Origin of the sequence: Mycolicibacterium chlorophenolicum, from assembly GCF_001044235.1 — a bacterium.
GTDB lineage: Bacteria > Actinomycetota > Actinomycetes > Mycobacteriales > Mycobacteriaceae > Mycobacterium > Mycobacterium chlorophenolicum.
This window is the reverse complement of record NZ_JYNL01000064.1, coordinates 514,870-541,141: the sequence shown is the minus strand read 5'-3', so window position 1 is coordinate 541,141 and position 26,272 is coordinate 514,870. Positions and strand designations below refer to the sequence as shown.

At 68.5% G+C, this 26,272-nt stretch carries 26 protein-coding genes and 1 riboswitch; of the genes, 13 read left to right on the top strand and 13 right to left on the bottom strand.

Annotation, left to right across the window (positions count from 1 at the left end):
• On the top strand, positions 1–1,995 hold the full coding sequence (locus MCHLDSM_RS24925; protein WP_048472450.1) for a serine/threonine-protein kinase: 1,995 nt from the start codon (positions 1–3) through the stop codon (positions 1,993–1,995).
• Between the two features lie 73 nt (positions 1,996–2,068).
• On the opposite strand, the gene MCHLDSM_RS24920 is transcribed toward MCHLDSM_RS24925, so the two are convergent.
• Together MCHLDSM_RS24920 and MCHLDSM_RS24915 are read right to left on the bottom strand one after the other, a co-directional pair.
• Complete coding sequence (locus tag MCHLDSM_RS24920) at positions 2,069–4,207, bottom strand: DNA gyrase subunit A (RefSeq protein ID WP_048472449.1); 2,139 nt, start codon at positions 4,205–4,207, stop codon at positions 2,069–2,071.
• 8 nt (positions 4,208–4,215) lie between these two features.
• Positions 4,216–6,249: a toprim domain-containing protein gene (locus tag MCHLDSM_RS24915; protein ID WP_048472448.1), complete on the bottom strand. Its 2,034-nt coding sequence runs from the start codon at positions 6,247–6,249 to the stop codon at positions 4,216–4,218.
• A 221-nt stretch (positions 6,250–6,470) separates the two neighbouring features.
• Here MCHLDSM_RS24915 and MCHLDSM_RS24910 point away from each other — a divergent pair, with 221 nt between their 5' ends.
• Both MCHLDSM_RS24910 and MCHLDSM_RS24905 read left to right on the top strand, forming a co-directional pair.
• Positions 6,471–6,827, top strand: coding sequence for an ArsR/SmtB family transcription factor (locus tag MCHLDSM_RS24910; protein WP_048472447.1), 357 nt, complete (start codon positions 6,471–6,473; stop codon positions 6,825–6,827).
• A gap of 103 nt (positions 6,828–6,930) precedes the next feature.
• Positions 6,931–7,503: a DinB family protein gene (locus MCHLDSM_RS24905; RefSeq protein ID WP_048472446.1), complete on the top strand. Its 573-nt coding sequence runs from the start codon at positions 6,931–6,933 to the stop codon at positions 7,501–7,503.
• A gap of 28 nt (positions 7,504–7,531) precedes the next feature.
• Here the strand turns inward: MCHLDSM_RS24905 and MCHLDSM_RS24900 are convergent, their stop codons facing one another.
• The 5 genes from MCHLDSM_RS24900 to MCHLDSM_RS24880 form a co-directional block, all read right to left on the bottom strand.
• Positions 7,532–7,960: a pyridoxamine 5'-phosphate oxidase family protein gene (locus MCHLDSM_RS24900; protein ID WP_048472445.1), complete on the bottom strand. Its 429-nt coding sequence runs from the start codon at positions 7,958–7,960 to the stop codon at positions 7,532–7,534.
• Positions 7,961–7,988: 28 nt separating this feature from the next.
• A complete protein-coding gene (locus MCHLDSM_RS24895; RefSeq protein WP_048472444.1) occupies positions 7,989–8,576 on the bottom strand; it encodes a nucleoside/nucleotide kinase family protein in 588 nt (195 codons plus the stop codon).
• The gene (locus MCHLDSM_RS24890) at positions 8,563–9,345 is read right to left on the bottom strand and encodes an energy-coupling factor transporter transmembrane component T family protein (RefSeq protein WP_048472443.1); all 783 of its coding nucleotides are present in this window, start codon (positions 9,343–9,345) and stop codon (positions 8,563–8,565) included. The genes MCHLDSM_RS24895 and MCHLDSM_RS24890 overlap by 14 nt, the downstream gene beginning before the upstream one ends.
• A complete protein-coding gene (locus tag MCHLDSM_RS24885; RefSeq protein ID WP_048472442.1) occupies positions 9,342–10,829 on the bottom strand; it encodes an ABC transporter ATP-binding protein in 1,488 nt (495 codons plus the stop codon). The genes MCHLDSM_RS24890 and MCHLDSM_RS24885 overlap by 4 nt, the downstream gene beginning before the upstream one ends.
• Positions 10,826–11,437, bottom strand: a complete 612-nt coding sequence (locus tag MCHLDSM_RS24880) for an ECF transporter S component (protein ID WP_048472441.1) — start codon at positions 11,435–11,437, stop codon at positions 10,826–10,828. The genes MCHLDSM_RS24885 and MCHLDSM_RS24880 overlap by 4 nt, the downstream gene beginning before the upstream one ends.
• Positions 11,427–11,537, bottom strand: a riboswitch (TPP riboswitch). It overlaps the preceding gene by 11 nt.
• A 170-nt stretch (positions 11,538–11,707) precedes the next feature.
• On the opposite strand from MCHLDSM_RS24880, the gene MCHLDSM_RS24875 reads away from it, so the two are divergent.
• Positions 11,708–11,962 carry a lipopolysaccharide assembly protein LapA domain-containing protein gene (locus MCHLDSM_RS24875; RefSeq protein ID WP_048472440.1) on the top strand — a complete coding sequence of 85 codons (255 nt, stop codon included), beginning with the start codon at positions 11,708–11,710 and terminating at the stop codon, positions 11,960–11,962.
• 4 nt (positions 11,963–11,966) lie between these two features.
• Here the strand turns inward: MCHLDSM_RS24875 and MCHLDSM_RS24870 are convergent, their stop codons facing one another.
• The gene (locus MCHLDSM_RS24870; RefSeq protein WP_201780403.1) at positions 11,967–12,791 is read right to left on the bottom strand and encodes a class I SAM-dependent methyltransferase; all 825 of its coding nucleotides are present in this window, start codon (positions 12,789–12,791) and stop codon (positions 11,967–11,969) included.
• A gap of 144 nt (positions 12,792–12,935) precedes the next feature.
• Here MCHLDSM_RS24870 and MCHLDSM_RS24865 point away from each other — a divergent pair, with 144 nt between their 5' ends.
• The 6 genes from MCHLDSM_RS24865 to MCHLDSM_RS24840 are packed head-to-tail and all read left to right on the top strand — an operon-like array spanning position 12,936 to position 18,248.
• A complete protein-coding gene (locus tag MCHLDSM_RS24865; protein ID WP_048472439.1) occupies positions 12,936–13,946 on the top strand; it encodes a substrate-binding domain-containing protein in 1,011 nt (336 codons plus the stop codon).
• A complete protein-coding gene (locus MCHLDSM_RS24860; protein WP_174545802.1) occupies positions 13,943–14,938 on the top strand; it encodes an ABC transporter permease in 996 nt (331 codons plus the stop codon). Before MCHLDSM_RS24865 ends, MCHLDSM_RS24860 begins: the two co-directional genes overlap by 4 nt.
• Entirely contained in the window at positions 14,935–15,717 is a 783-nt protein-coding gene (locus MCHLDSM_RS24855; protein ID WP_048472437.1) for an ATP-binding cassette domain-containing protein, read from the top strand. Before MCHLDSM_RS24860 ends, MCHLDSM_RS24855 begins: the two co-directional genes overlap by 4 nt.
• The gene (locus MCHLDSM_RS24850) at positions 15,695–16,609 is read left to right on the top strand and encodes a PfkB family carbohydrate kinase (protein WP_048472436.1); all 915 of its coding nucleotides are present in this window, start codon (positions 15,695–15,697) and stop codon (positions 16,607–16,609) included. Before MCHLDSM_RS24855 ends, MCHLDSM_RS24850 begins: the two co-directional genes overlap by 23 nt.
• Complete coding sequence (locus MCHLDSM_RS24845; RefSeq protein ID WP_234714178.1) at positions 16,606–17,253, top strand: nucleoside/nucleotide kinase family protein; 648 nt, start codon at positions 16,606–16,608, stop codon at positions 17,251–17,253. Before MCHLDSM_RS24850 ends, MCHLDSM_RS24845 begins: the two co-directional genes overlap by 4 nt.
• The gene (locus MCHLDSM_RS24840; RefSeq protein ID WP_048472435.1) at positions 17,250–18,248 is read left to right on the top strand and encodes a LacI family DNA-binding transcriptional regulator; all 999 of its coding nucleotides are present in this window, start codon (positions 17,250–17,252) and stop codon (positions 18,246–18,248) included. Before MCHLDSM_RS24845 ends, MCHLDSM_RS24840 begins: the two co-directional genes overlap by 4 nt.
• Positions 18,249–18,254: 6 nt before the next feature.
• On the opposite strand, the gene MCHLDSM_RS24835 is transcribed toward MCHLDSM_RS24840, so the two are convergent.
• On the bottom strand, positions 18,255–19,076 hold the full coding sequence (locus tag MCHLDSM_RS24835) for an MOSC domain-containing protein (protein ID WP_048472434.1): 822 nt from the start codon (positions 19,074–19,076) through the stop codon (positions 18,255–18,257).
• 9 nt (positions 19,077–19,085) lie between these two features.
• Complete coding sequence (locus MCHLDSM_RS24830; protein ID WP_048472433.1) at positions 19,086–19,733, bottom strand: TetR/AcrR family transcriptional regulator; 648 nt, start codon at positions 19,731–19,733, stop codon at positions 19,086–19,088.
• 147 nt (positions 19,734–19,880) lie between these two features.
• Here MCHLDSM_RS24830 and MCHLDSM_RS24825 point away from each other — a divergent pair, with 147 nt between their 5' ends.
• A complete protein-coding gene (locus MCHLDSM_RS24825) occupies positions 19,881–20,201 on the top strand; it encodes an EthD family reductase (RefSeq protein WP_048472432.1) in 321 nt (106 codons plus the stop codon).
• Between the two features lie 7 nt (positions 20,202–20,208).
• Here MCHLDSM_RS24825 and MCHLDSM_RS24820 read toward each other — a convergent pair whose 3' ends face one another.
• Positions 20,209–20,922, bottom strand: coding sequence for an NADPH-dependent F420 reductase (locus tag MCHLDSM_RS24820; protein WP_268782092.1), 714 nt, complete (start codon positions 20,920–20,922; stop codon positions 20,209–20,211).
• A 161-nt stretch (positions 20,923–21,083) separates the two neighbouring features.
• On the opposite strand from MCHLDSM_RS24820, the gene MCHLDSM_RS24815 reads away from it, so the two are divergent.
• Entirely contained in the window at positions 21,084–22,025 is a 942-nt protein-coding gene (locus MCHLDSM_RS24815; protein WP_048472430.1) for an NADP-dependent oxidoreductase, read from the top strand.
• Positions 22,026–22,083: 58 nt separating this feature from the next.
• Positions 22,084–23,343: a threonine/serine exporter family protein gene (locus tag MCHLDSM_RS24810; protein WP_048472429.1), complete on the top strand. Its 1,260-nt coding sequence runs from the start codon at positions 22,084–22,086 to the stop codon at positions 23,341–23,343.
• A gap of 21 nt (positions 23,344–23,364) precedes the next feature.
• Here the strand turns inward: MCHLDSM_RS24810 and MCHLDSM_RS24805 are convergent, their stop codons facing one another.
• Both MCHLDSM_RS24805 and MCHLDSM_RS24800 read right to left on the bottom strand, forming a co-directional pair.
• Positions 23,365–24,708 carry an NAD-dependent succinate-semialdehyde dehydrogenase gene (locus MCHLDSM_RS24805; RefSeq protein WP_048472428.1) on the bottom strand — a complete coding sequence of 448 codons (1,344 nt, stop codon included), beginning with the start codon at positions 24,706–24,708 and terminating at the stop codon, positions 23,365–23,367.
• A gap of 111 nt (positions 24,709–24,819) precedes the next feature.
• The gene (locus MCHLDSM_RS24800; protein ID WP_048472427.1) at positions 24,820–26,190 is read right to left on the bottom strand and encodes an APC family permease; all 1,371 of its coding nucleotides are present in this window, start codon (positions 26,188–26,190) and stop codon (positions 24,820–24,822) included.
• Positions 26,191–26,272: the final 82 nt, after the last annotated feature.

Below are 26,272 nucleotides of genomic sequence, written 5' to 3'. Positions count from 1 at the left end.
ATGGAACGGATCGAGGGAACGCGCGCCGTTCTGGTCACCGAATCAGAGCCGGCCAGGGTCGAGCCGACCCGCCCGCGACTGCGCACGGGTCGCCGGCGGATCGGCGGCGGCATGGTCGAGATCCCGATTCGCCAGGACATCGAGCCTGCCAGTGCGATCCTCACGAATCCAGTTCTGGCCGAAGCGAAAAGGGAATGCAGCAGCTGCGGTCACCCGGTGGGGCGCACCTCCGGCGGGCTACCCGGGGCCAGCGAAGGGGTATGCCCCCACTGCGGCGCCGTGTTCTCTTTCACACCACATCTCGAAGCCGGCGAGGTGGTGGCGGATCAGTACGAGGTCCAAGGCTGCATCGCCCACGGCGGCGTCGGCTGGATCTATCTGGCGATCGATCGCAACGTCAGCGATCGGTGGGTGGTACTCAAGGGTTTGCTTGCGCCGAGCGGATCGCAGGCGCAGGCGATCGCCGTTGCCGAACGCCAATTCCTGGCCATGGTCAACCATCCCAGCATCGTCAAGATCTACAATTTCGTCGAACACCCGGGTTTCGATGGCCGCCCCGTCGGCTACATCGTGATGGAGTACATCGGCGGCACGACGCTGCAGTCGCTTCTGGCCACGCAGCGCGCGGAAATGCCTCAGCGCCAGGACAAGCCGATGATGCCGGTGGAGGAGGCACTGGGATATCTGCTCGACGTCATGCCTGCGCTGTCCTACCTCCATTCACTGGGGCTTGTCTACAACGATCTGAAGCCCGAGAACATCATGCTCACCGAGGACAACGTCGAGTTGATCGACATGGGAGCGGTATCGGGTATCGGAGACTGCGGATACATTTATGGCACCAGGGGATTTCAGGCGCCCGAGATCGTGCGAACCGGCCCGACCGTGGCGACCGATATCTATACGGTCGGCCGAACGCTGGCTCAACTGACCGTCGATATGTCCGACAGCCGATATTCCGAGACGCTGCCCGACCGCGACGACGTGCCCGTCTTCCAACGTCATGAATCGTTTTACCGGTTGCTGGTGCGTGCAACGAATCCTCGTCCAGTTCAACGGTTCTCGTCCGCAGAGGAGATGGCCACCCAATGCAGGGGAGTGCTGCGTGAAGTTCTCGCGGAGCAGACCGGTGTGCCGCACCCGGGAACGTCTGTCCTCTTCACCATGCACGGCTGCGAATTCGGAGCGGATCTTGCGCCGCATCGAACCGATGTCTTGGTCGACGGCCGCATGCACATCACTCGGCTTGGCGCCCGTGATGTCGCCCGCGCACTGCCCACCCCCGTCCCGACCGACGACCCGGAAAGTGATTGGCGGATCGACTGGGACGACGGAATCGCCGCTCTGGACGGAGATCTGCAGGTAGCGCTGAAGTGTTTCCAACGGGTGATCGCCGCAGTACCCGGCGAAGCCGCGCCCAAGATGGCGTCGGCTGCCACGGCCGAGCTGATGCTCGAAACGGAAGACGCGGGGAACGCCGAACCGTTGCGGCAATGGTGCGAGCAGTACTACCGGACGCTGTGGCGCACTGACCATTCCATGGTGAGTGCAGCGTTCGGGTTGGCTCGTCAACGTGCCGCTCGTGGCGATCGTGCTCTTGCCATCGATGTGCTCGACGAAGTCCCGTTGACGTCGCGCCACTACGGCGAAGCTCAGCTGACAGCGGTGTTGATGCTGCTCGACGGGAAACCTGTCGCCGACATCACCGAAGCCGATCTGCGCGATGCGGCGAAGCGTGTCGGCGGGCTGTCCGCGACGGAGCCGCGAGTGCTGCAGGTGCGTGCGATCGTGCTAGGGGCCGCTCTCGATTGGCTTCGTGCCGGCGAGACCCCCGCTACCAACACCCCGATCCTCGGGCAGGCGTTCGACGAAGAGGGATTGCGCCTAGGTACCGAGGCGGCACTTCGGGAGCTCGCGCGCCATTCGCCGCGCAGGCGTCACCGTTACACACTGGTCGACTTGGCGAATTCGATCAGACCGCCGAGCTGGATGTGACGTGAGCCCTGGGACGTGACCTTGACGATCACCGTCCCCTGCACGGCAGGGTCGTGGCTGACCGCCGCCGCGCCTAACCAGCCGGTGTCACGTCTGCCCCGGACCCCTTGATGGAGGCTTTGGCGCGTTTCTCCGCGCGCACTGCCTTCGTGCCGCGCACGTATCCGGTCGCCGACACCGCCGCGGCCAGCAGCGCGTCCTCTCCGGCGACGAACGGATGGAAGCCGACGCCGGCGCCGCCCCGGCCCTTGACCGGGATGTCGGCGACGTCGGTGACCTTCCAGGCCTTCCCGGAGATCGACAGGAGCGCTTCACCGTTCTGGCACGTCAGCGGCAGGGCGGCGATCACCTCATCGTCATCGCCGGCCAGCTTGACGCCGGCGACGCCGTTGCCGGCCGCGCCCTGCGGATTCACCGCGGCAGGATCGATCCGCAGCACCTTGCCGCGTCGCGTCACCAACGCCAGATGGGATCCGGGTGCGAGGACCCCCGACCGGACCAGTCCGGTGATGTCGGGCGCCACCGGGATGTCGCGGATCTTGAACGGCAGACCGTTACCGTTGGTGAACTTCACCCGGCCGTCGGTCCAGACCGCCCAACCCAGACCCGAGGTGAGCAGGTCGCCGTGGCTGTCGGAGAACACCCCCCGGTCATCGAGGCGCCAGGCGGGGTTGGTCTTGCGCTCGCGGGCGCCGTCCTCGTCCGAGCCGGACACCGTCGGCGTGGCCTCGAAGTCCAGGACGGTGCGGCGGTCGAACTCCGCGCCCTTGAACAGTTTGGCGGTCTCCACCAGTTCCTGGTCGATCACCTTCCGGCGCGCATCGGGATTCGACACCAGTTCGGTGAGCTGTGCGAACTCGGCGTCGAGCTTTTCGGCTTCGGCCTGCAGTTCGATGACGTCGAGCTTGGTCAATCGGCGAAGTTGAAGTGCCAGAACGTAATCGGCCTGTTCGGTGTCGATGCCGAACCGCTCCTTGAGGCCCTGACGGGCGTCGTCGACGGTGTCGGAGCCGCGGATCACCGCGACCGCGGCGTCGATGTCCAGGTGGATCGTCATCAGGCCGGCCACCAGGTGGCGCCGCGCGGTGACCTTCTCCAAGCGATACTCGCTGCGCCGCAACACCACCGAGTCGCGCAGGTGCAGGAACGCGGCGATCAGTTCGCGCACCGACCACCAGCGGGGCACCCGATCCTCGTCCAGCGCGACCAGGCTGGCAGCGAACGTGGACTCCAGCGGCGTCAGGGCGAGCAGCTGGTCACGGATGGTCTCGGCGCTGTGTCCGCGTTTGGCGGTGACCACGATCCGCAGCCCGTTGCGCCGGTCGGTGAGGTCGGACATGTCGGCCACGCCCGCCATCTCGCCGGACTCGACCAGGGCCCGGATCCGTTCCTGCACAGTGTTGCTCGCCACCCCGGGCGGAAGCTCGGTGATGATGCAGTTCTTGCCCTCGACCGACACCGTGCCGCGGACCGTGAACGCGCCTCGACCGGTGGTGATGTACTCGCGCAGTCCGGCGGTGCCAACTACGGATGCTCCGCACCCCCAGTCGGGCCCGGGAATCAGCTTGAGCAATCGGTCGTCGGTCATGTTCGGGGTCTTCAGCAGCGCCCGGCAGGCGGCCATGATCTCCCGCGGGTTGTGCGCAGGCACCTTGGTGGCCCAACCTTCGGCGATGCCGACCGCGCCGTTGCAGAGCAGGACGGGCCACTGCGCGGGCAGCACGGTCGGCTCGACCCATTCGCCGTCGAACGTCGGGACCATCGGCACGGCGTGGTCGTTGAGCTCGGCGGTCAGTGCGGCACCAGGCGCCGACAACCGCATCTCGGTGTAGCGGTCGGCTGCCGGGATGTCACCCTGAATACGGGGGAATGCACCTTGTCCGTCAATGACTTTCACGCGCTGGAAGTCTGCGGCCATCAGCGCGGCGGCGCCGTACATGGACGCGCCGCCGTGCGGGTGCAGATTGCCGGTGACCGCCGAGCAGACCTTCGAGGACTTCTGCGGCTTGTTCCCGGGCAGCAGCCTCGAGTCGTGCATCTGGTAGAGCAACCGCCGCTGGCCGGGCTTGAGACCGTCGAAGGCCGAGGGGATCGCGCGGTCGCTGACGCTGTACAGCGCGAAGGTCAGCTGGTAGTGGTTCCAGTAGTCGTCGGCGCTCTGGTCGAGCACCAGGTCGGGGTTCTGCTCGGGAACGTCGAGGGTGGCGGTCACGTGTTCTCCTACGTCAGATCCAGAGCGGCGGTGTCGACGCGCGCGGCGACCTCAGCCATCCAGGTGCGCCTGCCCTCGGGGGGCCCACCGAACAGGGTGTGGTGCAGTTTCGGGTCGCCGTCGTCGAGATGGACGCGAATGACCGTGCGGCGCTGCGGATCCAGCACGGTGTTCCAGAAGTCGTCGGCGTCCATCTCGCCGAGGCCCTTGTTGCGCTGGACCTCGACCTTGCGGTTGGACGCAGCCTTCAACTGCGCCACCGCGGCGTCGCGTTCGGACTCGTCCTGACAGTAGATGCGCTGCTGACCGTCTTTGACGACGAACAGCGGGGGCAACGTGACATAGACCATGCCCGCTTTGACGAGCGGCCGGTAGAAGTCCAGGAACATCGAGATGAGACTGGAGTTGATGTTGCCGCCATCGGGATCGGCGTCGGAGGCGAACAGGATCCGGTCGTAACGACACGACTCCGGATCGCAATTGTCGCGCACCCCGCAGCCCAGAATGCGCTCGATCGAATCGAATTCGTCCTTGACGCGCGCCTTGCTGACGGTGAATCCGTAGACGTTGGGCGGCTTGCCTTTCAGCGGGAAGGCCGCCTGGAACGTGGCGTCACGCGCGGCCTTGATCGTGCCCAGCGCCGAATCACCCTCGCACAGGAACAGTTCGGCGCCCGACCCGCGCCCGGTCTCACGGCTGGGAAGTAGCTTCGGCGGCAGTGACAGATTGGTGCCCAGGCCCTTGGCTTTCGACGCCGCCCGGGACCGGGCCTTGGCGCCCTCGGCGCTGCGCCGTGCCCGCGCCGACTCGAGGGCCAACGTGGTCCACAGCGACACGGCGTCGGCGTTGCCGGGGTTGGCCGCCCAGATGGTCACGCTGCGCGCCACATCGGGGGCCATCGCCACGTTCAGCGACCGCGAGGACACCGCGGTCTTGGCCTGCGAGTCCCACGACACGTCGGGGGCGCGGGTGTCCACGGCGAGCGCGGTCACCGCGGCGAAATCCTGCGCTTCCGGGCCGTCTTCGCCCTTGGCCAGCCCCAGGTCGCGGATGCGTGACGCGCGATCGGCCAGCGCTTCGGACAGTCCCTTCACCGCGGCGGTCAGATGGGAGCCGCCGCCGGGGGTGCGCACCGTGTTGCAGAACGCGGCGACCGTGGCCGGCTCGGCGGGGCCGGCGGTCAAGGACCACCGGAACGGCGTCGGTCCGCGGCCGGTGGTGTACTCGCCGCGGCCCTCGACCACCGCGCGCACACCGGGCACGGGAGTGCCCGCCGCGACACACATGAGGTCGAGCAGGGTGTCGGTGCCCCACGGCCCGCGGAACGCCTCGAGCAACTCGGGTCTGACCTCGTCACCCGGCCAGCCTTCGTCGAGGACGGTCAGGTGGACGCCGGGGGACATCCGGCACGCCGCGTGCGCGCGCAACAGCACCTCGTTGATGTCCACGGTGCTGTCCGGCACGACCGCGGGATCGAACAGGATGCGCACCGTGGTGCCGTGGGCATCGGGCTTGCGGTTGCCCGAGCCGCGCAGCTTCTGCGTGTCGGCGCGGGTGAACGGGGCATCCGGGTCGAACTCCTTGCCGTCGAACACCCCGGGGTAGCCGCCGCCGAAGCTCTGCAGGTACGTCTTCCCGGCCCGGCGCACCGTCACGTCGGTCCGCGCGGAGATGAACACCGCCGCCGCCGCACCGATCCCGTTCAGGCCGGCACCGGTGCTGGCCGCGTCGGAGTGGGCGGAGAACTTGCCGCCTGCCCGTGCCGTGCCGAGCGTCTTGACGATGCCGTTCTTCCCGTTCACCGGGTCGGTGTCGACGGGCAGGCCGCGGCCGTCGTCGGCAACGCTGACCGACCCGTCGGCGTGCAACGTGATGGTGACGGTGCTCCCACCGTGGCTGGGGTCGGCGACCTCTTCGATCGCATTGTCGACGATCTCCCGCAGAGCGGTGTTGAGCACGTCGAGTCCGAGGTTGACCGCCGGCCGCAGGCGGGTGTGCTGGACATCGTCGAGCTCGGTGATGTCGGCGGCGGTGTAACTCACTGCTTGCGGGTCCTTTCCCCACGGGGCGATGGGAAGGCCCGCGGAATGCGGGCGCCTTCGTATTCTGCCTCGGGACCCTGACAGCGGGCCTCCGGCGCGGCCGATGAATCGCCCAGTGCGATGCGCATCTCAGCCGGACGCTGCCTGCTGTCAACTCAATGGTTGACGGAGGGTAACGCGATCCCGCAAAGTCGTATTCAACCGAGGGGTTGATGACTTTCATGGCCGAGACTCTGCCGAAAGTGTTCGCTGCGCTGGGTGATCCGATCCGGCTGGACATGGTAGCGCGCCCCGCGGCGGGGGATGCGACGGTCGGCGCGTTGGCGCAGCACTACGACATCAGCATGCCGGCGGTGTCCGAGCATCTGAAGGTGCTCGAGACCGCTGGATTGGTGAGCCGGTCACGCGCGGCGCAAACCCGGCCCGTGCATCTCGAGGCAGGGGTGTTCGACCTGATGGACACATGGATCGAGCGCTACCGCGCCCGGGCGGAGGAGCGCTGCCGGCGGCTGGATGCCGTCCTGGCGCAGATGAACGACAAGGCCGAGGAACCGCGACGGAAGGGCAAGGCATCATGAACACCTTCGAGGGACAACCCGACCGCGTGCTGGGGTGCGAAGACCTCGGCGACAGTCGTACCTGGTTGCCTGCGCAGGCGCTCGCCGGCGGGAGGCCTCTGACATGATGCCGCGTCTGTGCGACCTCGACCCCGCCGATCGTCATCGGGCGGTGGCCGAACGGTTCGCTGAACATGTTGCAGCCGTGCCAGATTGGGATGCTGCGACGCCGGTCGCGGGTTGGTGCGCCTGGGACGTCGTCGACCACCTCATCGGATGGTCGCGAGAATTCCTGCGGGCCGGCGGTGTGGCACTTCCTGTCGATCAGCCGCGCCGCGACGATCCCGGCGCGGCGTGGGGCAGCCACTGCGTTGACGTGCAAGCGCTCCTCGAGGGGCCGGAATCGGCAGCGCAATTCACCCACCCGTACGCGGGCACCCACCAGTTGGCCGAGGCGATCGACCGTTTCTACACCCCGGACGTGTTCATGCACACCTGGGATCTGGCGATGTCGACCGGTCGCGACCCGCTGCTCGACCCGCAGTTCGCGGCGACCCTCGTCGACGGCATGTCGGCGATGGAAGACGTGCTGCGTTCCTCGGGACAGTACGGACCGGCCGTCGCGGTCCCCGCCGATGCCGATCCGGTCACCCGCATGGCCTGTTTCATCGGACGCGATCCGCAGTGGCGTCCCTGATCGGTGCCGCTGTACGCGCCGACAGCAGCTACACGTCGTCGGAGAAGTCGGCGCTCATCCACCGGTCCGGTCGCACGGTGAAGAGCACGCTCGGTGCGTCGCCCATCCCCGCGACGAAGGCGCGCCCGCCGTCCTCGCCGAGATAGCGGATGGCGATCTGCTCGCGGGCATCCCTCGGCGCGGGTGTGGTCACCTCGACGACCGTGCCTTCGACGACCACGTACTGGTACGGCAACTCTTCGCGCTGCACCACCAGTGTCACGACGCCGGCTCGCTCGATCAGCCGAGCCTTGCGCGAGCCTGCCCCGGTGTTGATCCGGATCTGCCCCTCGGAAGTCACGTCGTACCAGATCGGAACGCTGGCCGGCGGCCGACCGTCCTCGGCAGCCACCGACAGCACCCCGACGTGCATGCCCTGAAGAAATTGCTGCCGCTCGTCAGCGGTGAATGCGCGCATGGACGAGCCAACACTCCGACGAGTGGGACTATTCCTCGCGCCTCCGGCGATGCACGCGCTCCACTTCACCTGCGGTCCACACTCGACTTTCCGGCGTCTCCGTGACGATCCAATCAGCCTGCGCGCGTGGCTGATACGTCGCGATGTACTCCACTTCCTGCGCGGCCCAGCGCTCCCAGTGCGGACGGTAGGTGTCCCCGTCCCGCTGCAGCGCGCGCCGCTTGCGCTCGTCATCGTCGGTGTCCACCCAGATGCCGAGGTCGGCCAGCGCGCGGTTCGGCCCGGCCAGCGCGCCCACGCCTTCCACGATGAGTCGCTGCCCGGGCTCCACGACATGCCAGCCCGCGGGGGCATTCGTCGTCCAGTCCCATCCGCGCCATCGGCCGGGCCGCCCCTGCGAGCGAGGGTGCAGCAACTCCGTGCGGATATGGTCGACCGCCCAGGCCAAGCCGTCCCAGCCCGGGTAGATGTCGTCCAGCCGGACCACCGTGCTGGAGCCCCACACCCGGTGCAACTCGATCGCCAGGGTCGTCTTACCCGATCCGGATCGCCCGTCGATCAGGACGGTGCGGCCATCGCTGTCGGACAGCCGCCGCGCGACGTCACCGACTTCCAATGAAGTTCCAATGGCCGGTGGCGACCGACGTCGTGACCGCCACCGCCACGATGACGAAACCCGATACGATCAGCGCGATCTCGCGGCGGCCGAAGGGTGAGGGCCGCGCCCACGTCCGGGTGGGGTGGGCGCCGAACCCGCGCGCCTCCATCGCTGTGGCGAGCATCGATCCGCGGCGGACCGCGAAGACCAGCAGCGCGAACGCCTGCCCCGCTGCCCGCCGGATGCGGGCGTGGTCGGCGACACCCCGTGCGCGGCGGGCATATCCGAGGTAGCGCCAGTCCTGGCCGAGCAGCCCGATCATGCGCACGCCGGCCAGCGCGCCGAGCACGAACCGGGCCGGTAGCCGCAGTACCTGCCCCAGGCCGTCGGCGAGCTCCGTCGGATCGGTGTCGATGAACAGGAAGACCGCGGGCAGTGCGATCGCCAGGACCCGCAGAAACGTCGCGACCGCCAGGGTGATGGACCCGTCGCTGACGGTGATGAGCAGGAAATGCCAGTGCACCGTGCCGCTCGGTTCCCCGTAGAGCGTGATGGTCACCGCCGTCAGCGCGGCGGCGAACACCAGGATCGCGCCGCGATTCAGCAAGGACCGCAACGGGACTCGAATCGCGGCCAGAAGGATCACCTCGAGCGCCAGCGCGGTCGACGCCGACACCCAGTCGACGCTGAGGACCAGGCCGACGGCGATGGTGAACGCCGCCGCCAACTTCGCGACGGGGTTGACCTGCGCGACGGGGACGGCCGCTGCGTCGGTGACGACGCTCATCGTGGGACCGCCACGGCGTCGGAGTCCAAATGGTGCAGGTCGATGCGCTGGTCGGCGAGAAGCGTGGCGAAGTCGGCGTCATGGGTCACCGCGACCACCGCGGTCCCCTGATCAGCGATGTCGGCGAGCAGACGCAACAGTTCTTCCCAGGTGATGCGATCCTGGCCGAACGTGGGTTCGTCGAGGATGATCATCTCGGGCTGGGTCGCGAGCACCGTCGCCACCGAGAGCCGACGCTGCTCGCCACCGGACAGCGTGTACGGGTTGGCCTGCGCCAGATGGGTCAGGTGCAACCGTTCCAACAGCTCATCACATACCGCGGTGACGGTGGCGCTGTCGCGTTTGAGCGCGCGGGGTCCGAGAGCCAGTTCGTCGAGCACACTGCCGGTCAGGAACTGGTGCTCCGGATTCTGGAACACACTGCCGATACGCGTCAGCAGCTCCCGTGACCGCCACCGCAGCGGCTCGCGGCGCTGCGCCGACGGCGCGAAGCCGCGCTCCGCGTCCAGCCGGCCACTGCGCGGAGGCAGCAGCCCACCGACGGTCAGCGCCAGCGCCGACTTGCCCACCCCGTTGGGGCCCGTGACGACCGTCGTTGTGCCCCGGGCGATCTCGAAGTCCACCACGCCCGCCGGCGGGCCCGACGGATAGCCCACGGACAGGTCGGCGGCCGCCAGCAGCGCCGGGCCCGGCGCGCGATTGCGGGGGATCGCCGGCAGCTCCAGCCCGGGCACCCACACCCCGGCGCGCCGCAGCTCCTCCCGTTGCCCGTCGAGGACACCGGCGGGCGCTCCGTCGGCCACGACCCGGCCGTCCACCCCCAGCACGACCACCCGGTCGACCACGGGAAGCCATACCGCCGTGCGGTGTTCGATGACGATCAACGTCGCGCCGCTCTGCTCGACGGCGGAGGCGACGGCGTCGCGCACCTCGCCGACACCGGCGGGGTCGAGGTTGGCGGTCGGCTCGTCGAGCAACAGCAGACCGGGATTCATCGCCAGCACGCCGGCCAGCGCCAGCCGCTGCTTCTGACCACCGGACAGGTGCGACGTGTCATGGCGCACCGGCAGTTCCAGGCCCACCGCGGCCAGCGCCCGCCGCGCCCGCGGCCAGATCTGCTCGCGCGGCACGCGGAAGTTCTCCATGCCGAACGCGACGTCGTCGCCGACCCGGGAGAGGATCACCTGGGCGTCGGGATTCTGCAGGACCATGCCGATGCGGCTACGGCTGTGCGCGGGCGCCGCACCGTCGAGCAGCAGGGCTCCCGACTCGTCGCCGTCCTCGTCGCTGTCGAGCAGACCGGCCAGCCCCTGCATCAGCGTCGACTTGCCCGAGCCGCTGGCCCCGAGCAGCAGCACCCGCTCGCCGGGCTCGATCGTGAGGTCGAGGCCGCTCAGCGCCCACCGGGTGCGACCGGCATGGCGCCAATGCCAGTCTCTGGCGGCGACGGCGACGCCGCCGGACGGTCGGTGGGACGCGGTCACGACCGGGCGTCGGCGGGTGCGCCCACCCGGCCCGACGCGAAGCGCGACAGTGCACCGGTCTTGGCGAGACCGCGGACCACGTACCACGACAGGGCGCCCGCGATGACGGCGCCCGAGACGATCCCGGAGACGACGTAGATCGCCGAGAAGGTGGCGGTCGAGCCGGGATACCAGAGGATCAGATCGTTGATCCCCATCGCCAGGCCGGCCGCCGCGCCGGCCAGTACGGCCACCGGCAGACCCCACCGGCGGTACAGGAACACGGCGAAGATCAGCTCGGCGGCCGCGCCCTGCACCAGTCCCGACTCGATGGTGAGCACACCCCACTGGTTGCCGACCAGCGCCGACACCACGGCGGCGACCAGCTCACCGTAGAGAGCCGCGCCCGGTTTCCGGATCACCAGGGCGGTGAGCACGCCGGCGAACAGCCAGCCTCCGCCGACCAGACCCTGCAGCCCGGGCAGGACCGCGCTCATTGGTGCGCCGATCGGGTTGGACGCGATGTTCCACAGGACGAACACCAGCCCGGCGGCGACAGCGAGCACGCTGGCGACCACGATGTCGACCACGCGCCACCGGTACACCGGGCGAACAGATTGCGATGTCATTGTCACTCCCTACGCCGGCATTACCCGGTCAGGTTCTACGGTCGACGGCCCGTTGCCGTCCTCTCAGCGCACGTGCGGGTGCGCTCCCGTGTGGTCAGGTTTTCGACGGTAGCCCAGCAGGGTGGGTGTTGCCAACCAGGGGTTTCCTGCCCCGCGACCGCGGTGTTGCCTGTGAGTCAGAACACCCGGGGCGGGCGTTCGTTTTCCGCGTGGTGCCGACGACTACACCGGCAGAAGCACACGAGGTGCTGTCACAGAAAGGAACCTTCGATGAACACCACAGAACCCACCCTGTCCCGCCGCTCCGGCGGTGTCGGCGCCAAGCTCGCACTGATCGCCGCGGGTCTTCTCAGCATCGCGCTGCTGATCTTCGTGCTGCAGAACACCGTGCACACCACCATCAACTTTCTGGGCTGGAATGCCGATGTGGCACAGGGTATTTCGTTGCTCGCCGCCGCGGTCGTCGGTGGCGTCATCGCCCTGGTGGTGAGCGCTGCGATTCGCCTGCGCAAGACGGTCAGCTGAGGGCTCAGGCCCTCTTGACGGCCTGGAGGGTGAAGCTCAGCGGCAGCCGATCGCCGTTCTCGACGAGCCGCCACTCTCCGTCCTGGCAGTGCATGCGTCCCGGCAGCGCCTCCCAGGGCACGGAGTCGTGCTCGACGAGCATGGTGAGGTCCAGACCAGCCTCCAGCAGGGCGGTGACCACCTCCCCCAGGCCGTGGTTCCACTCCCGCGACTCGGTGTTGGTGAACACCACATCGGTCTCGACGTAGGTGCCCGGCGAGTCGAACCGCACCGGCTCGATCTGCTCGAAGTACGGGTAGGTGAGCACCAGCGCGTCCGTGCGTTCTTCGTCGATCGACCACAGGACAGGATGCCCGTCGCGCAGGAAGAGCCGGCCGTGCGGGCGCAGCAGCCGAGCGACGGTCTGAGCCCACAGGCGCACGTCCGGCAGCCAGATCAGGGCACCGACGCCGGTGTACACCAGGTCGAAACCGCCCTCGCCCAACGCGATTGCCGCGTCGAACACGTCGGACTCGACATAGTCGACGTCCATCCCCGCTTCGGCGGCGATGCGCCGGGCGATCGCCACCGACACCCCCGAGAAGTCCAGGCCCGTCATGCGGGCCCCGAGTCGGGCTAGCGAGAGCGTGTCCGTCCCGATGTGGCACTGCAGATGCACGCCACGCAGGCCGCTGATGTCCCCCAGGCGCGGGAGGTCGAAGCGGACGACGTCGGACAGCCAGTCGGGGTCATCGAGGAACCGCTGCACGGCATAGTCCGGGGAGGCGGCGTGCGCCGGGGCACGTTCGTCCCACATTGCCCGGTTCGCATCGCGGTGTTCGTCGGCCACGCAGGTCAGTATCGGGGAGATCCGCCGCCGGCAGAACGAAACCGAACCAATTCACGAAAGCGCATGCGCAAGCGCTTGCCTGGGTTCTAGGCTCCTGCACAGCCGCGGCGCGGACGGCGTCGCACACCGGACAAAGGAGTCCACATGGTCGGAAAGCGCAACCGGTCCACGCTCGCGGTCGGGGCCGTCCTGATGGCCGGCTCGATGGTCCTCGGTCTGACGGGGTGCGGCGGGTCGGGCTCGGACGAGGTGAAGGTCGGCCTGATCACCAAGACCGATTCGAACCCCTACTTCGTGAAACTGCGCGAGGCCGCCCAGGCCCAGGCCGACAAGGACGGCGCCCAGTTGATCGCGCTGGCCGGCGCCTTCGACGGCGACAACGAGGGCCAGGTCACCGCGATCGAGAACATGGTCGGCCAGGGCGTCAAGGGCATCCTCATCACCCCGAACTCCTCCACCGGCGTTCTCGACGCCATCAAGAAGGCGCGCGACGCCGGGGTCATCGTCATCGCCCTCGACACCGCGACCGACCCCGAAGACGCGGTCGACGCCACCTACGCCACCGACAACAAGGCCGCCGGTGTCAGCCAGGGCAAGTGGGTCCGTGCGGCCATCGGCAACGCCGCCCCCCAGGTCGTGATGCTGGACGGCACCCCGGGCGGCACCGTCGACACGTTCCGGCACGACGGCTTCCTCGAAGGCTTCGGCATCACCAACGGCTCCCCGGAGATCGTCGCGCAGGAGAACACCAACGGCGACCAGACCAAGGCGCAGACCGCGATGGAGAACATCCTGCAGCGCGCGCCGCGCATCAACGCGCTCTACACGATCAACGAGCCGGCCGCCGCCGGTGCGTACCAGGCCATCCAATCCGCCAACCGGGCCGGTCAGATCACCATCGGCTCGATCGACGGCAGCTGCACGGGCGTCGCGGACGTCAAGGCCGGCAAGATCGGCGCCACCGTGATGCAGTTCCCGGCGAAGATGGCCGAGCTGGGGGTGCAGGCCGTCGTGAAGTTCGCCAAGGACGGCACGAAGCCCAGCGGCTTCAACGACACCGGGTCCGAGCTCATCACTGACAAGCCCGTCCCCGGCCTGCCGTCGAAAGACACCGCCTGGGGCGAACAGAACTGCTGGGGCAAAGCCGGGTCATGACCACCGGCGCGCCCGCACAGACGAAGCCGTCGCTGGCGAGCCGGTTCACCGCGGAGAGTCTGCTGCGTGAACCGCTGCTCGGCCCGCTGGTGGCGCTCGTCATCGCGATCATCATCTTCAGCGCGGTCTCGGATTCGTTCCTCGAACCCCAGAACGTGTCGCTGATCCTGCAGCAGTCCGTGGTCGTCGGCATCCTCGCCGTGGGCCAGACGCTGATCATCCTGACCTCCGGCATCGACCTTTCGATCGGGGCGGTGGCCGTCTTCGGCACCATCGTGATGGCCCAGAGCGCCGGCGCCAACGGGCCTGTCGTGGCGCTGGGCTCGACGCTGCTGGTGTGCGTGGTGTTCGGCGCGATCAACGGCGGGCTTGTCACCAGCCTGCGACTGCCACCGTTCATCGTCACGCTGGGCACCTTCACCGCGATCCAGGCGGCGACCCGGCTGCTCGCGGGGTCCGAGACCTACCGCGTGGAACCGGGTCCGCTGACGTTCCTCGGCACGTCCTTCCGCATCGGATCGTTCTCCACGACCTTCGGCGTGGTCGCGATGCTGCTGGTCTACCTGGTGATGTGGTACGCGCTTTCCCAAACCGCCTGGGGCAGGCACATTTACGCCGTCGGTGGCAACCCGCAGGCGTCGGACCTGTCGGGCATCAAGTCGGGCCGGGTGCTGCTGTCGGTGTACATCACCACCGGCGTGATCGCCGCGATCGCGGCGTGGGCCGCCCTCGGCCGCATCCCGAATGCCGATCCGAACGCCTACCAGAACGCCAACCTCGAGACCATCACGGCGGTGGTCATCGGCGGGACGAGCCTGTTCGGTGGCCGGGGCGGTGTCGGCGGCACGCTGGTCGGCACGTTGATCGTCGGCGTGCTGCGCAACGGCCTGACCCAGGCCGGGGTCGACAACCTCTACCAGAACATCGCCACCGGAATCCTGGTGATCGTCGCGGTGGCCGTGGATCAGTTCACCCGCAGGAGATCACGATGAACGGCGCACCTGTTCTCGAAGCGCGGGGCCTGGTCAAGAAGTACGGCAACGTGACGGCGATCAACGGCGCCGACTTCGAGTTGCGCGCCGGCGAAGTGCTCGCGGTCATCGGCGACAACGGAGCCGGCAAGAGCAGCCTGATCAAAGCCCTGGCCGGGGCGGTCATTCCCGACGCGGGCCAGATCCTGATGAACGGCACCCCGATGGCGTTCAAGAACACCCGCGACGCCAGGGCCGCCGGCATCGAGACGGTGTACCAGGACCTCGCCGTGGTGCCGGCGCTCGACATCGCCTCGAACCTCTACCTCGGCCGCGAGGTACGCCGAAAGGGGTTCGCCGGCAGCATCTTCCGCCGACTGGACATGCCCCGCATGCGGCAGGACGCCGCCCAGCACCTCTCCGACCTGAAGATCGGCATCAAGAACGTCAACCAGACCGTGGAGACGTTGTCGGGTGGGCAGCGGCAGGGCGTCGCGGTGGCGCGCGCGGCGGCGTTCGGCCGCGGCGTGATCATCATGGACGAACCGACCGCCGCGCTCGGGGTGCGGGAGTCGGGACAGGTCATCGATCTGATCAAATCCATTCGTGCGCGCGGGATCCCGGTCGTGCTGATCAGCCACGACATGCCGCACGTGTTCGAGGTGGCCGACCGGATCCACATTCACCGGCTCGGCCAGCGCGCCGGTGTCGTCGATCCGAAGAAGCGCTCGATGTCCGAGGTGGTAGCGCTCATGACCGGTGCGGAGGAGCCGACCGATGAGGAACGCGCCGGGCTCTGAGAAACGGCCGATCGGTGTCTTCGTCGGATTGGCGACGCTCGACGTGATCCACCGCATCGCCGAACCTCCCGAGGTCAACCAGAAGGTCACGTCGACGGCGCAATTCGTGTCCGCCGGCGGGCCGGCCGCGAACGCGGCGGTCACGTTCGCCGCCCTGGGCGGGGCCGCGACGTTGGTGACGGCGCTCGGTGACGAACCGGTCGCCGACCTGATCCGCGCCGATCTGACCACCCACGGCGTCGAGGTGATCGACGCCGCGCAGGGCGCCACCCGGCCGGTGCCGGTGTCGTCCGTGTCGGTGGTCGAGTCGACGGGGGACCGGTCGGTGGTGTCCCTCGACGCCGTGCGCTCCGACGCCACCCCGCCGGCGCACCTCGATGACGTCGTCGCCGGCGCCGACGTGCTGCTCGTCGACGGGCACCACCCGCTGATCGCCGGTGCCGCCGTTCGGTACGCCGCGGCCCGCGCGGTCCCGGTCGTCGTCGACGCCGGCCGATGGAAGCCGGTGATGGACGACCTCATCGAGTACGCGACGGACATGGTGTGCTCCAACGACTTCCGGGTTCCGGACACCGACGGCCCGCGCTCGACGGCCACCGCACTCGTCAGCACCGGAGTCCGTACCGTGGTCACCACCCACGGCCCCGACCCGGTCGACTGGTGGTCCGACGGACAGTCCGGATCGGTCCCGGTCCCGGCCGTGCGGGCGGTCGACACCCTCGGGGCCGGCGACGTCTTCCACGGCGCTTACTGCTTCTACCCCGAGCGGCTCGGCATCGTCGAGCGCATCCAGCGCTCGGCTCAGGTGGCGGCGCTGCGATGCTCGATCGTCGGACCCCGTGCATGGCTGCGGGAACTATCCGCCCTGCAGACAGGGAAGGGTGGCCGGTGAGCATCGCCGACGTCGAGGACGCCACGTTCGATCAGCTGGTCGGGTGGGCCGGCGCGCTCGTGGTCCCGGGGCAGCGACGGATCCTCGGGCTCACCGGCGCACCGGGCGCCGGAAAGTCCACCGTCGCTGAGCAATTGGTCGATGCTCTGGGCCCCGAAGCGGCCGTGCTCGTCCCCATGGACGGCTTCCATCTGGCCAACGAGGTGTTGATCGCCCTGGGCCGCCGGGACCGCAAAGGCGCGCACGACACTTTCGACGACGGCGGGTATGCGCGGCTGCTCGCCACGCTGCGGGCGCAGCGCACCGATGACCCGGTCGTGTACGCGCCGCGGTTCCGCCGTGAGATCGAGGAGCCGATCGGTTCGTCGATCCCGGTGCACCCGACCACGCCGCTGGTGGTCACCGAGGGCAACTACCTGCTGCTGGAGTCCGACGCGTGGCCGGCAGCGCGGTCCTGCCTCGAGCAGGTGTGGTTCCTGGCCCCCGACACCGCCGTTCGGCATCGACGGCTGGTGCGCCGCCACGAGGCGTACGGCAAGTCGCCGGAGGACGCGAAGCGGTGGGCGCTCGGATCCGACGAGCGCAACGCCCAGCTGATCGAGTCGACCGCGGGCCGCGCCGACCGGATCCTGCGCCTGCCATGACCACCATGGGCGACGTCGCCCGCCTCGCCGGCGTCTCGGCCTCCACCGTCTCGCACGTCCTCAACGGCACCCGCAAGGTCGACGCCGCGACCCGCCAACGCGTCGAGGTGGCCATCGCCGAGACCGGCTACCGCCGCAACGGCGTCGCCCGGTCGCTGGCGGCCGGACGGACCCATACCGTCGGGCTGTCGATCTCGGCGCTGACGAATCCGTACTTCGGCAGCCTGGTGCACGCCGTCGAGCGAGCGCTGTCCGACGCCGGCTACGTGCTGATCGTCGGCGACTCCCACGACGCCGTCGACTCGGAGAAGCGGGTCACCGACTCGCTGCTCGACCGCCAGGTGGACGGGATGATCGTCGCGCCGGCGGCCGGATCGGAACGGTCCACGCTTCCCGGGATCACCCGCACGGGAACACCGCTCGTCCTGATCGACCGCATGCTCGATGTCGACTGCGACCAGGTGGGCCCGGAGAACGTGACGTCGGCACGGATGCTGACCGAGCATCTGCTCGATCTCGGCCATCGCCGCATCGCCGTCGTCCGCGGAATCCCCGGAATCTCCTCCACCACCGAACGGTTCGACGGCTACGTCGCGGCTCTGGAAGGCCGGGGGATCGGCCTGGACCCCAGCCTGGTCGTCGAGGGCGAGTCCAGTACCGACGTGGCCGAACGCGAAGTCCGCGCACTGCTGGCAAGCCCGAACCGGCCTACGGCGCTGGTGTCGATGAACAACGCGATGACGATCGGAACCCTCAAAGCCGTTCGGAGCCTGGGCTTGTCGATTCCCCGGGACGTCGCGTTCGTCTGCTACGACGACTTCGAATGGTCGGACCTGTTCGAGCCTAAGCTCACTGCGGCAGGGCAGGACGTCGAGACCATCGGTGCCACTGCCGCCCAACTGCTGCTGCGACGCATTCGCAAGGAGGACGGGCCGCCGCAGCGCATCCGGGTGCCGACGATGTTCCACCACCGCAGTTCCTGCGGATGCAGCTGAGCGGTCTCAGACCCGCGCGAAGCGATCGCCGACGCCGATCCTGCCCTCGGTGATCACGTCGAGGTAGGCGCCGGCGCACGGGAGACGACCCAGACCGAAGGATTCGACGAGGTTCTCTGCCGCAGGCGTGCGCAGAGCGTGCGCCGCGCGATCGAGAGTGCCGTGCTCGAGGGTGGGGATCACACAGCGCGGCGTCGGCCCCATTCCCCTCAGCTGTACCGATCCCACGGTGAAAATCTCTCCTTCCCAATCATTCTCGCTGTAGGGAGGATGCCCGGGCGGCGTCGCAACGACGATGTTGGGTCGATAGCGCAGTGCCTCGGTGCCGATGTGCGCGAGCGTGGCCGCGGTGATCACGTGCAGCGGAGCGAGGTCGACGAACGATTCGCCCGGCGTCGCCTCCGCCAGCTCGAGCAGCGGTGCGTCGACCTCGGCGTCGAGACCCCGATCGAGCACCTGCTCGGGGTCGGCGCGTTCCACGGTCGCCCCGGGCGTCCGCTGCGTAGCCACGCGCACGGGCCTCCCCAGCAGAGTGGTCATGGTCGGCTCGAAGGCAGCGTCGTCGGCCGGCACGTCGGCGCCGTCAGGCAGCCGGACCCGGACGCGGCCGTCGTCGTCGGTGCGGGCCGAGCACGTCAGCAGCCGCCGCCACAGCCGAGCCTGCTTGGCGCTGGCCACCCGTCCGGTCTCGTCGTCGATCAACGCCAGCCGGCGGTCGCCCTCGACGCCCCCGTGACCGACGTCGAGCACCGAGACCGTCTCCCCGAGCATCGACTTGACGGGGTAACGGTGCAGGCTCCCGACGTGCATCTGCTGGTCGACCGACATGAGCTCACTCTAGAGATCGATGGACGTGAGGTCGGGCAGCGGCCGCGACACCAGTGCGTGGATCTGCCTACCGGTCATGCCGAGTGTGCGCAGCACATGGGCGGCGACGTCGTCGGTGGTCTGGGCGTCGTCGCGGTCGGGCTGGGCGAAGAGCAACTGGCCCAGGCCCAGGAGTGCGCCGCCGGCGACGGCGAGCGCCACGTCGGGATCGTCGACGGTGAATCGGCCGGCCTCGGCCGCGGCGAGGATGTCCCGCTTGGCGCGCGGGGCCAGGCCGCGGTCGGAGGACAGCAGCGCCGGACCGATGGACAGCATGATGCGGCTCTCCTGCGGTTGCCGCCGGAAGAACCGCCCACACAACCGGTAGCGGCAGACGAATCTCTCCGCAGGGTCGGTGATCTGCGCGGTCAAGTGATCGAGCAGTTCCCCCTGCGCGTCCAGGACTTCGGCCACCGCGGCTGCGAACAGCTCCTCCCGGGACTCGAAGTGGTTGTAGAACGACCCCAATCCGATGTCTGCGGCCTGGGTGATCTCCAGGATCGGTGCGTTGAGCCGGCCGTCGGCGATGAACGTCTGGGCCGCACGGATCAGCGCGGCACGCGTGCGCTGCTTGCGCCGTTCCAATCGGTTGGGCGCATGGGCCTGCTCGTCGCTCACTGTCACCTCCGCGTCGCGCTCAGTGTAGAGCGACGTTGCTCAGTGATGAGTGTTTCGTCAGCGCAACGTCACCACGGCGCCGTGCCACACTCGCTGTGACGCTCGCGCTATCGCATCGTCGCCCACACCTGCTCATGAGGAGAAGAGATGTCCGAGACCAAGATCACCGTCATCTACGACAATCCGCTGAGCCCAGAGGAATTCGAGGCGAGGTACCCGGAGCAGCAGTTGGACGTCGCCCGGTCGTTTCCCGGTCACATCAGGTTCGAGGCGTCCAAGGTCTGGCCCAAAGAGGACGGCAGCCCCACACCCGCCTACCGCATGATCGATCTCTACTATCCCGACTACGCATCGGCCAGTGAGGCCGTGACGTCTCCCGAGGCGGGGCGGTTCTTCGAAGCGATGGGGCGGCTCTCGACCGGCGGAGTCCGTGTGCTGTTCTCCGACATCGAGGTTCCGCAAGCCTAGAGAGCGATCACGCCGTCCGCGCGCTCCAGTCGGAGGTGCGCTCGGGCGTCGCCTCGGCGAGCGCCTCGCGGGTCCGCTCTGCGCCGAAGTCCTTGCCGTACAAGGGGGTGCCGGGTTGCTGGCGCCACGATTCGGAGATCGGCCCGGCATCGACGGGATCGAATCCGAGCTGGTCGACCAGATCGTGGACGAGTGCCCGGCCCGGGCCGTCCTCGCCGGCGATGGGAAGCGCGATGCGGTCCGGCGCACCCTGGGGCTTGCCCCTCTCGAGAAGGTGCTTCCAGAAGATGCCGTTGAACACCTTGTAGACCGGAGCGCCGATGAGCTCGGCGACCCAGGCGCTTTCGACCTGGCCGTCCTCGATCGCCGCGATCTCGCCGTCGCGCTGCTGCGGGTAGTAGTTGTTGGTCTCGATCACCGGAGCTCCCGGCTTACGCGCATCGACGATGCCGTCGGCGAGGTCGGGCACGTTCTTCTGCGGGATGCTCACGATCACGAGGTCGGCGTCGGCGGCGGCGTCCTTCGCCCAGACCGCCGTTGCGCCCGTCTCCTTCTCGAGATCGGCGAGCGTCTCGGGGGCCCGCGAGTTCGACACCCTCACGTCGTGTCCCAGCTCGCGCAACCGCCGCGTCAGCGTGCCACCGATGTGCCCTGCTCCGATGATTCCGATCTGCATGCCAGCCTCCTGCGAAGTTCCTCGTTCGTCTGGGCAACACCGCACCGCCGAGGCGGTATTCCGGGTCGGCGCTGACCGTCACCGTCGGAGGTCCCGCTCGAACTGTGGCCAGCGTCACACCTGGACTTTGGTATCGCTTCGAGATCGAAGCAAGTTGCCACGATTGTAGCTGCTTCGATATCGAAGCAATTAACGAAGGAGACATCATGAAGGCAGTGCGCTATCACGAGTACGGGGGCAGCGACGTCCTGCGGTACGAGGAGGCTCCACGTCCCGTGCCGGGGCCGGGACAGGTCGTGGTGAAGGTCGCCGCGACGACGTTCAACCCGGTGGACGCCGGCATCCGCGGCGGGTACCTGGCGCAGGTGTACCAGATCAGCTTCCCGCACATCCCCGGCGTCGACGTCTCCGGGACGATCGCCGACATCGGTGCGGGCGTTCAGGATTGGGCGGTCGGCGACGCCGTGGTGGCGTTCCTGCCCCTCGACGCCGACGGCGCCGCCGCCGAGTACGTCCTGGTGCCGGCCGAGTCACTGGCAGCCGGGCCGACGGCGGTCCCCCTGGCCGACGCCGCGGCTCTGCCCGAGCCCGCGCTGACCGCCTGGCAAGCACTGTTCGACGTCGCCGGGCTCACCGGCGGGCAGTCGGTGCTGATCAACGGTGCCTCCGGCGCGGTCGGCGGCTATGCCGTCCAACTGGCCAAGCAGGCCGGCGTCGTCGTCACCGCCACCGCCAAGGACCGCGACGCCGAGCGGTTACGCGCCCTGGGCGCCGACCGCATCGTCGGCTACCTCGACTTCACGACATCACCGGTCGAGGTCGACGGCGGACCCTTCGACGTGGTGCTCAATCTCGTCAGCACCAGCGATGAGGAGACCCAGGCTCTTCTCGGCGCCGTGGCCGACGGCGGCTTCCATGTCGGGACCATGGTGTTCGGGCCGGAGAACCCGCCGCGAGGAGTCCGGACGCAGCGGGTGTTCGTCCGCAGCGATGCCGCCCAACTCGCCGAACTGGTCCGCCGCGTCGACGACGGAACACTGCGCATCGAGATCGCCGACCGGCGTCCCCTCGACCAGGCCGCAGCGGTGCACGAGGCCTCCGACAACGGTCGCCTGCACGGCAAGACCTTGCTCATCCCCGCCGAGTAGAAGCGGACGGCGACCGGACCGTCGCCTGCGATCCGCTGCCGCCGTGCACAATGCTCAGATGACGCGCCATGCCCAACGCCCCGACGCCACCGGGGCGTTGGGCACCATCCTGCACGCAGCGCAGCTGCTCCACGACAGCGGGCAGTCGACGAGCATGACCGTGCAAGCGGTGCAACGACTCTCGCGAGGGCTGGGGCAGCCCGCCGTCGTGATTCCAGGATGGGCGTCGGTGACCGTCTACGAACCCCGCGCGGGAGGCGCGAACGCGCTGATCGGGCAGACGCGTCCGATCGGCGTCAACATGCGCCGGGTGGCCACCGTGATGCGGGCGGTGGATGACGCCGGCCGCCGTCCCGTGCAGCGCGACGACATCGAGCACGTCATCGATACGGCCGAGCGCCTCGCGCCGTCCTCGACCCTTGCGTTCGTCGCGGCGTGCGGGGTGGGCGCGGCCGCCCTGGCGGTCGTGTTCGGCGCCAACGACATCCGGGTCGTCGGACTGATCGCCGCGGCGGCGGCGCTGGGTGGCGCGCTGCGCCGCGGGCTGGCGAGGCTCGGCGCGGACCCGCTGCTCCAGACGTTCGTGGCCGCGGTGATCGCGGGGGCAGCCGGGACCGTCGGCGGTGTGATCGGTCTGCAGTCCGCCGCGGGACTGATCGCCGTGTGCCCGGCGATGGTGCTGGTGCCCGGTCCGCAGATCCTCATCGGCGCAATGGATCTGCTCGCGGCGCGAATGACGCTGGCGGTCGCGCGGCTCAGTTATGCGCTGCTCGTGCTGGCGACCATCGCGATTGGCCTGATGGTCGGCCTGTGGCCGGGTGGGCAACCGCTGCCGTTGACGTCACCACCGGCCGCGGTCCCGTTCGCGGTCGACGTCCTCGCCGCGGGCGTCGCCGCGGCCTGCTACCCGGTGTTCTTCTCGATGCCGTACCGCCTGCTCGGCTGGCCGATCGCCGTCGGCATGGCCGCGCATGCGCTGCACTGGTGGGCGATCGACAGCTGGCATGCGAGTCTGCCGGTGGCGGCGCTGCTGGCGTGTCTGCTGACGGGCGCGGTTCTCACCCCGATGGCGTACCTGCGACACATGCCTTTCGCCGCAGTGGGTTTCGCGTCGGTGGTGGCTCTGGTGCCCGGCATGTACGTCTTCCGGACCGTCACCGGAGTCGCCGAACTCGCCGCAGGTGCAGGCGCACAGACCCTGCTCGAGGTCGCGACCAACGGCTCCACCGCCCTGCTGACCGTCGTCGCGATGGCCGTCGGGTTGGCCGTGCCCACCCGGGTGCGCGACCGGATCCTGGAGCGGGGCCGGCGCGGTTGAACGCCGGCGCCCGCCCTCGCGTCAGCCGGCGATGCGGATCAGCTTCTTGTTGACGAACTCGTCCATGCCGAACCGGCCGAGCTCGCGACCGAAGCCTGAGCGCTTCACGCCGCCGAACGGCAGCTCCGCACCTTCGGCTCCCACCGCGTTGACGAAGACCATGCCCGCCTCGATCTTGTCGGCGACGCGCTTGGCCTGTTCGGTGTCCGTGGTGAACACGTAGGACCCCAGCCCGAACGGGGTGTCGTTGGCGACGGCGACGGCCTCGTCCTCGTCGGCCACCTTGTAGACCGACGCCACCGGACCGAACAGCTCCTCGCGGTAGTCGGCGGGCACGTCGGTCAGCACGGCCGGCGGGTAGTGCGCGCCGTTGCGCTGGCCCTCGCTGATCAGGTGTGCACCCGAGGACACCGCGCGCTGCACCTGCTCCTCGAGCCGCTCGGCGGCCGCGACCGACGACAGCGGCGCCAGACCGTCGGCCTTCTCCAGCACCTTCTTGGTGAACTTGTCGAGGAACTCGTCGTACACGTCCTGGGCGACGATGATGCGCTTGGCGGCGTTGCACGCCTGACCGGTGTTCTCGAAGCGGCCGTCGACGGCGGCCTCCACCGTGGCGTCGAGGTCGTCGGTCGACAGCACGATGAACGGATCCGAGCCGCCGAGCTCGAGCACCACCTTCTTGAGGTTCCGGCCCGCGATCTCGGCCACGGCCGCCCCCGCCCGCTCGGAGCCGGTCAGCGACACGCCCTGGACGCGGGGGTCGGCGATCGCCGTGGCGATCTGCTCGTTGGTTGCGTAGACGTTGACGTAGGCGCCCTCGGGGTAGCCGGCGTCGGTGAAGATCTTCTGCAGAGCCTCCGCCGACTCCGGGCATTGCGGCGCGTGCTTGAGCACGATGGTGTTGCCGATGACCAGGTTCGGACCCGCGAAGCGGGCGACCTGGTAGTAGGGGTAGTTCCACGGCATGATGCCCAGCAGCACGCCGACCGAGCTGCGGCGCACCACTGCCGAGCCCTCGCCATCGAGAAGGTCGATGGGTTCGTCGGCGAGGAACTTCTCGGCGTTGTCGGCGTAGAAGGTGTAGATCGCCGCGCTGAACTCCACCTCACCGATCGACTGGTCGAGCGGCTTGCCCATCTCGCGTTGGATGATCCGGGCCAGCTCCTCCTTGCGCTCCTCGTGCAGCTCGGCGACCCGACGGATCAGCGCTGCCCGATCGGCGACCGACGTGCTGCGGGACCACTCGCGGTGGGCCTTGTCGGCCGCCGCGATCGCCTGCTCGATCTGCTCGTCGGTGGCGGTCGGGTACTCCTTGACCAGCTCCCCGGTGGACGGGTCGACTACCGCGTACAGGGACGTGCTCATCTTCGATTCGCTCCTCGTTGTCGTGCGTTGGCGCCTCTGTCGACTCTGTTCGCAGCGAGTCTAGGTCGCCGGCCGACACTTGTGTGCCGGCTTCGATCGCAGGCCTGACGCCTACTCCGGCTCGCCCATGTTGAGGGTCAGGGGCCGGCGGAAGAAGCGGGTCAGCCACAGCAACACCACGATTCCGATGACGAACCAGATGATCCCGTACCGGGTCGACTCGGCCGACAGGTAGAGCCACAGCAAGACGGTGAACATGACCCCGAGCCCCGGCAGCACGATATTGCGCAGGATCTGACGCGCTCCGTGCACCTCACGGCGCCGGTAGGCGAAATAGACGATCACGGTGAGATTCACCATCGTGAACGCGATCAGTGCTCCGAAGTTGATCAACGAGGCCACGAAGTCCAGGTTGAATCCGATCGCCAGCAACGACACGAGCCCGACGAAGATGATCGCGTACGACGGCGTCTGGAAGCTGGGGTGCAGGTAACCGAAGAACCGCCCGATCGGCCCCCGGCCGTTGCGTCCCATCACGTAGAGCAGCCGGGAGACCGACGCGTGCGAGGCGAGGCTGGAGGCCACTGTGGCAGCGAACGCGGCCGAGGTGAGCAGGATCTTGAACAGATGCCCGCCGACGTTGTAGGCGATCTCCGGCAGCGCGCTGTTCTCCAGCGACTCCTGGCTGAAGTTCGAGACGTCGGGGAAGAGCGACTGCGTGAAGAACGCGGAGACGAAGAAGATCGCGCCGCCGATCATCAGGGCCAGCAGAATCGCCTTCGGCACCGTCGAGGAGTCCTTGGCCTCCTCGGTGTACATCGTGATCGCGTCGAAGCCGATGAACGAGAACGCGACGATCGTCGCCCCGGTGATGACCAGGTTCAGATGCACGCCCTCATGCCACAGCGGCTCGGTCGAGAACAGGGTGCCGTTGCCCATCCCGTCCATCAGCGACTTGCCGGCCAGGATCAGGAACACCCCGATCAGCACCACCTCGAACACCACGAGCAGCATGTTCACCCGCGAGGTGTTGGTCATGCTGAACAGGCACATCGCGGTGATCGCCGCGACGTAGACGACGACCCAGAGCCACTGGGGTGCCGAGGGGAAGAACGAGTACAAGTAGCTGCGGATGATGAGGGCGTTCACCAGGGGGAGCAGAAGGTAATCGAGCAGCGCCGCCCAGCCGATCAAGAAGCCGAAACTCGGGTTGATGGTTTCTGAGGTGTAGGTGTACGCCGAACCAGCGGAGGGGAAGACCTGCGTCATCCTGCCGTAGCTCACGGCCGTGAACGTCATCACCACGAGCGCGAAGATGTAGGCGGTGGGCACGACGTTGCCGGTCTCGGCAGACACGATGCCGAAGGTGTCGAACACGACGGTCGGGGTCATGTACCCGAGGCCGAGACCGACGATCGCCCAGAGCCCCAGCGTGCGGGCCAGCGTCGTCTTTTGCGTCGATCCCGAGGCAGCTTGCGTCATCGTGATACCGCCATCTCGCTCGTGCCGAAACGTACTCACGGGGCTTACCACAAGAACGTCGCCACACTTGCCCTTTTGCGGC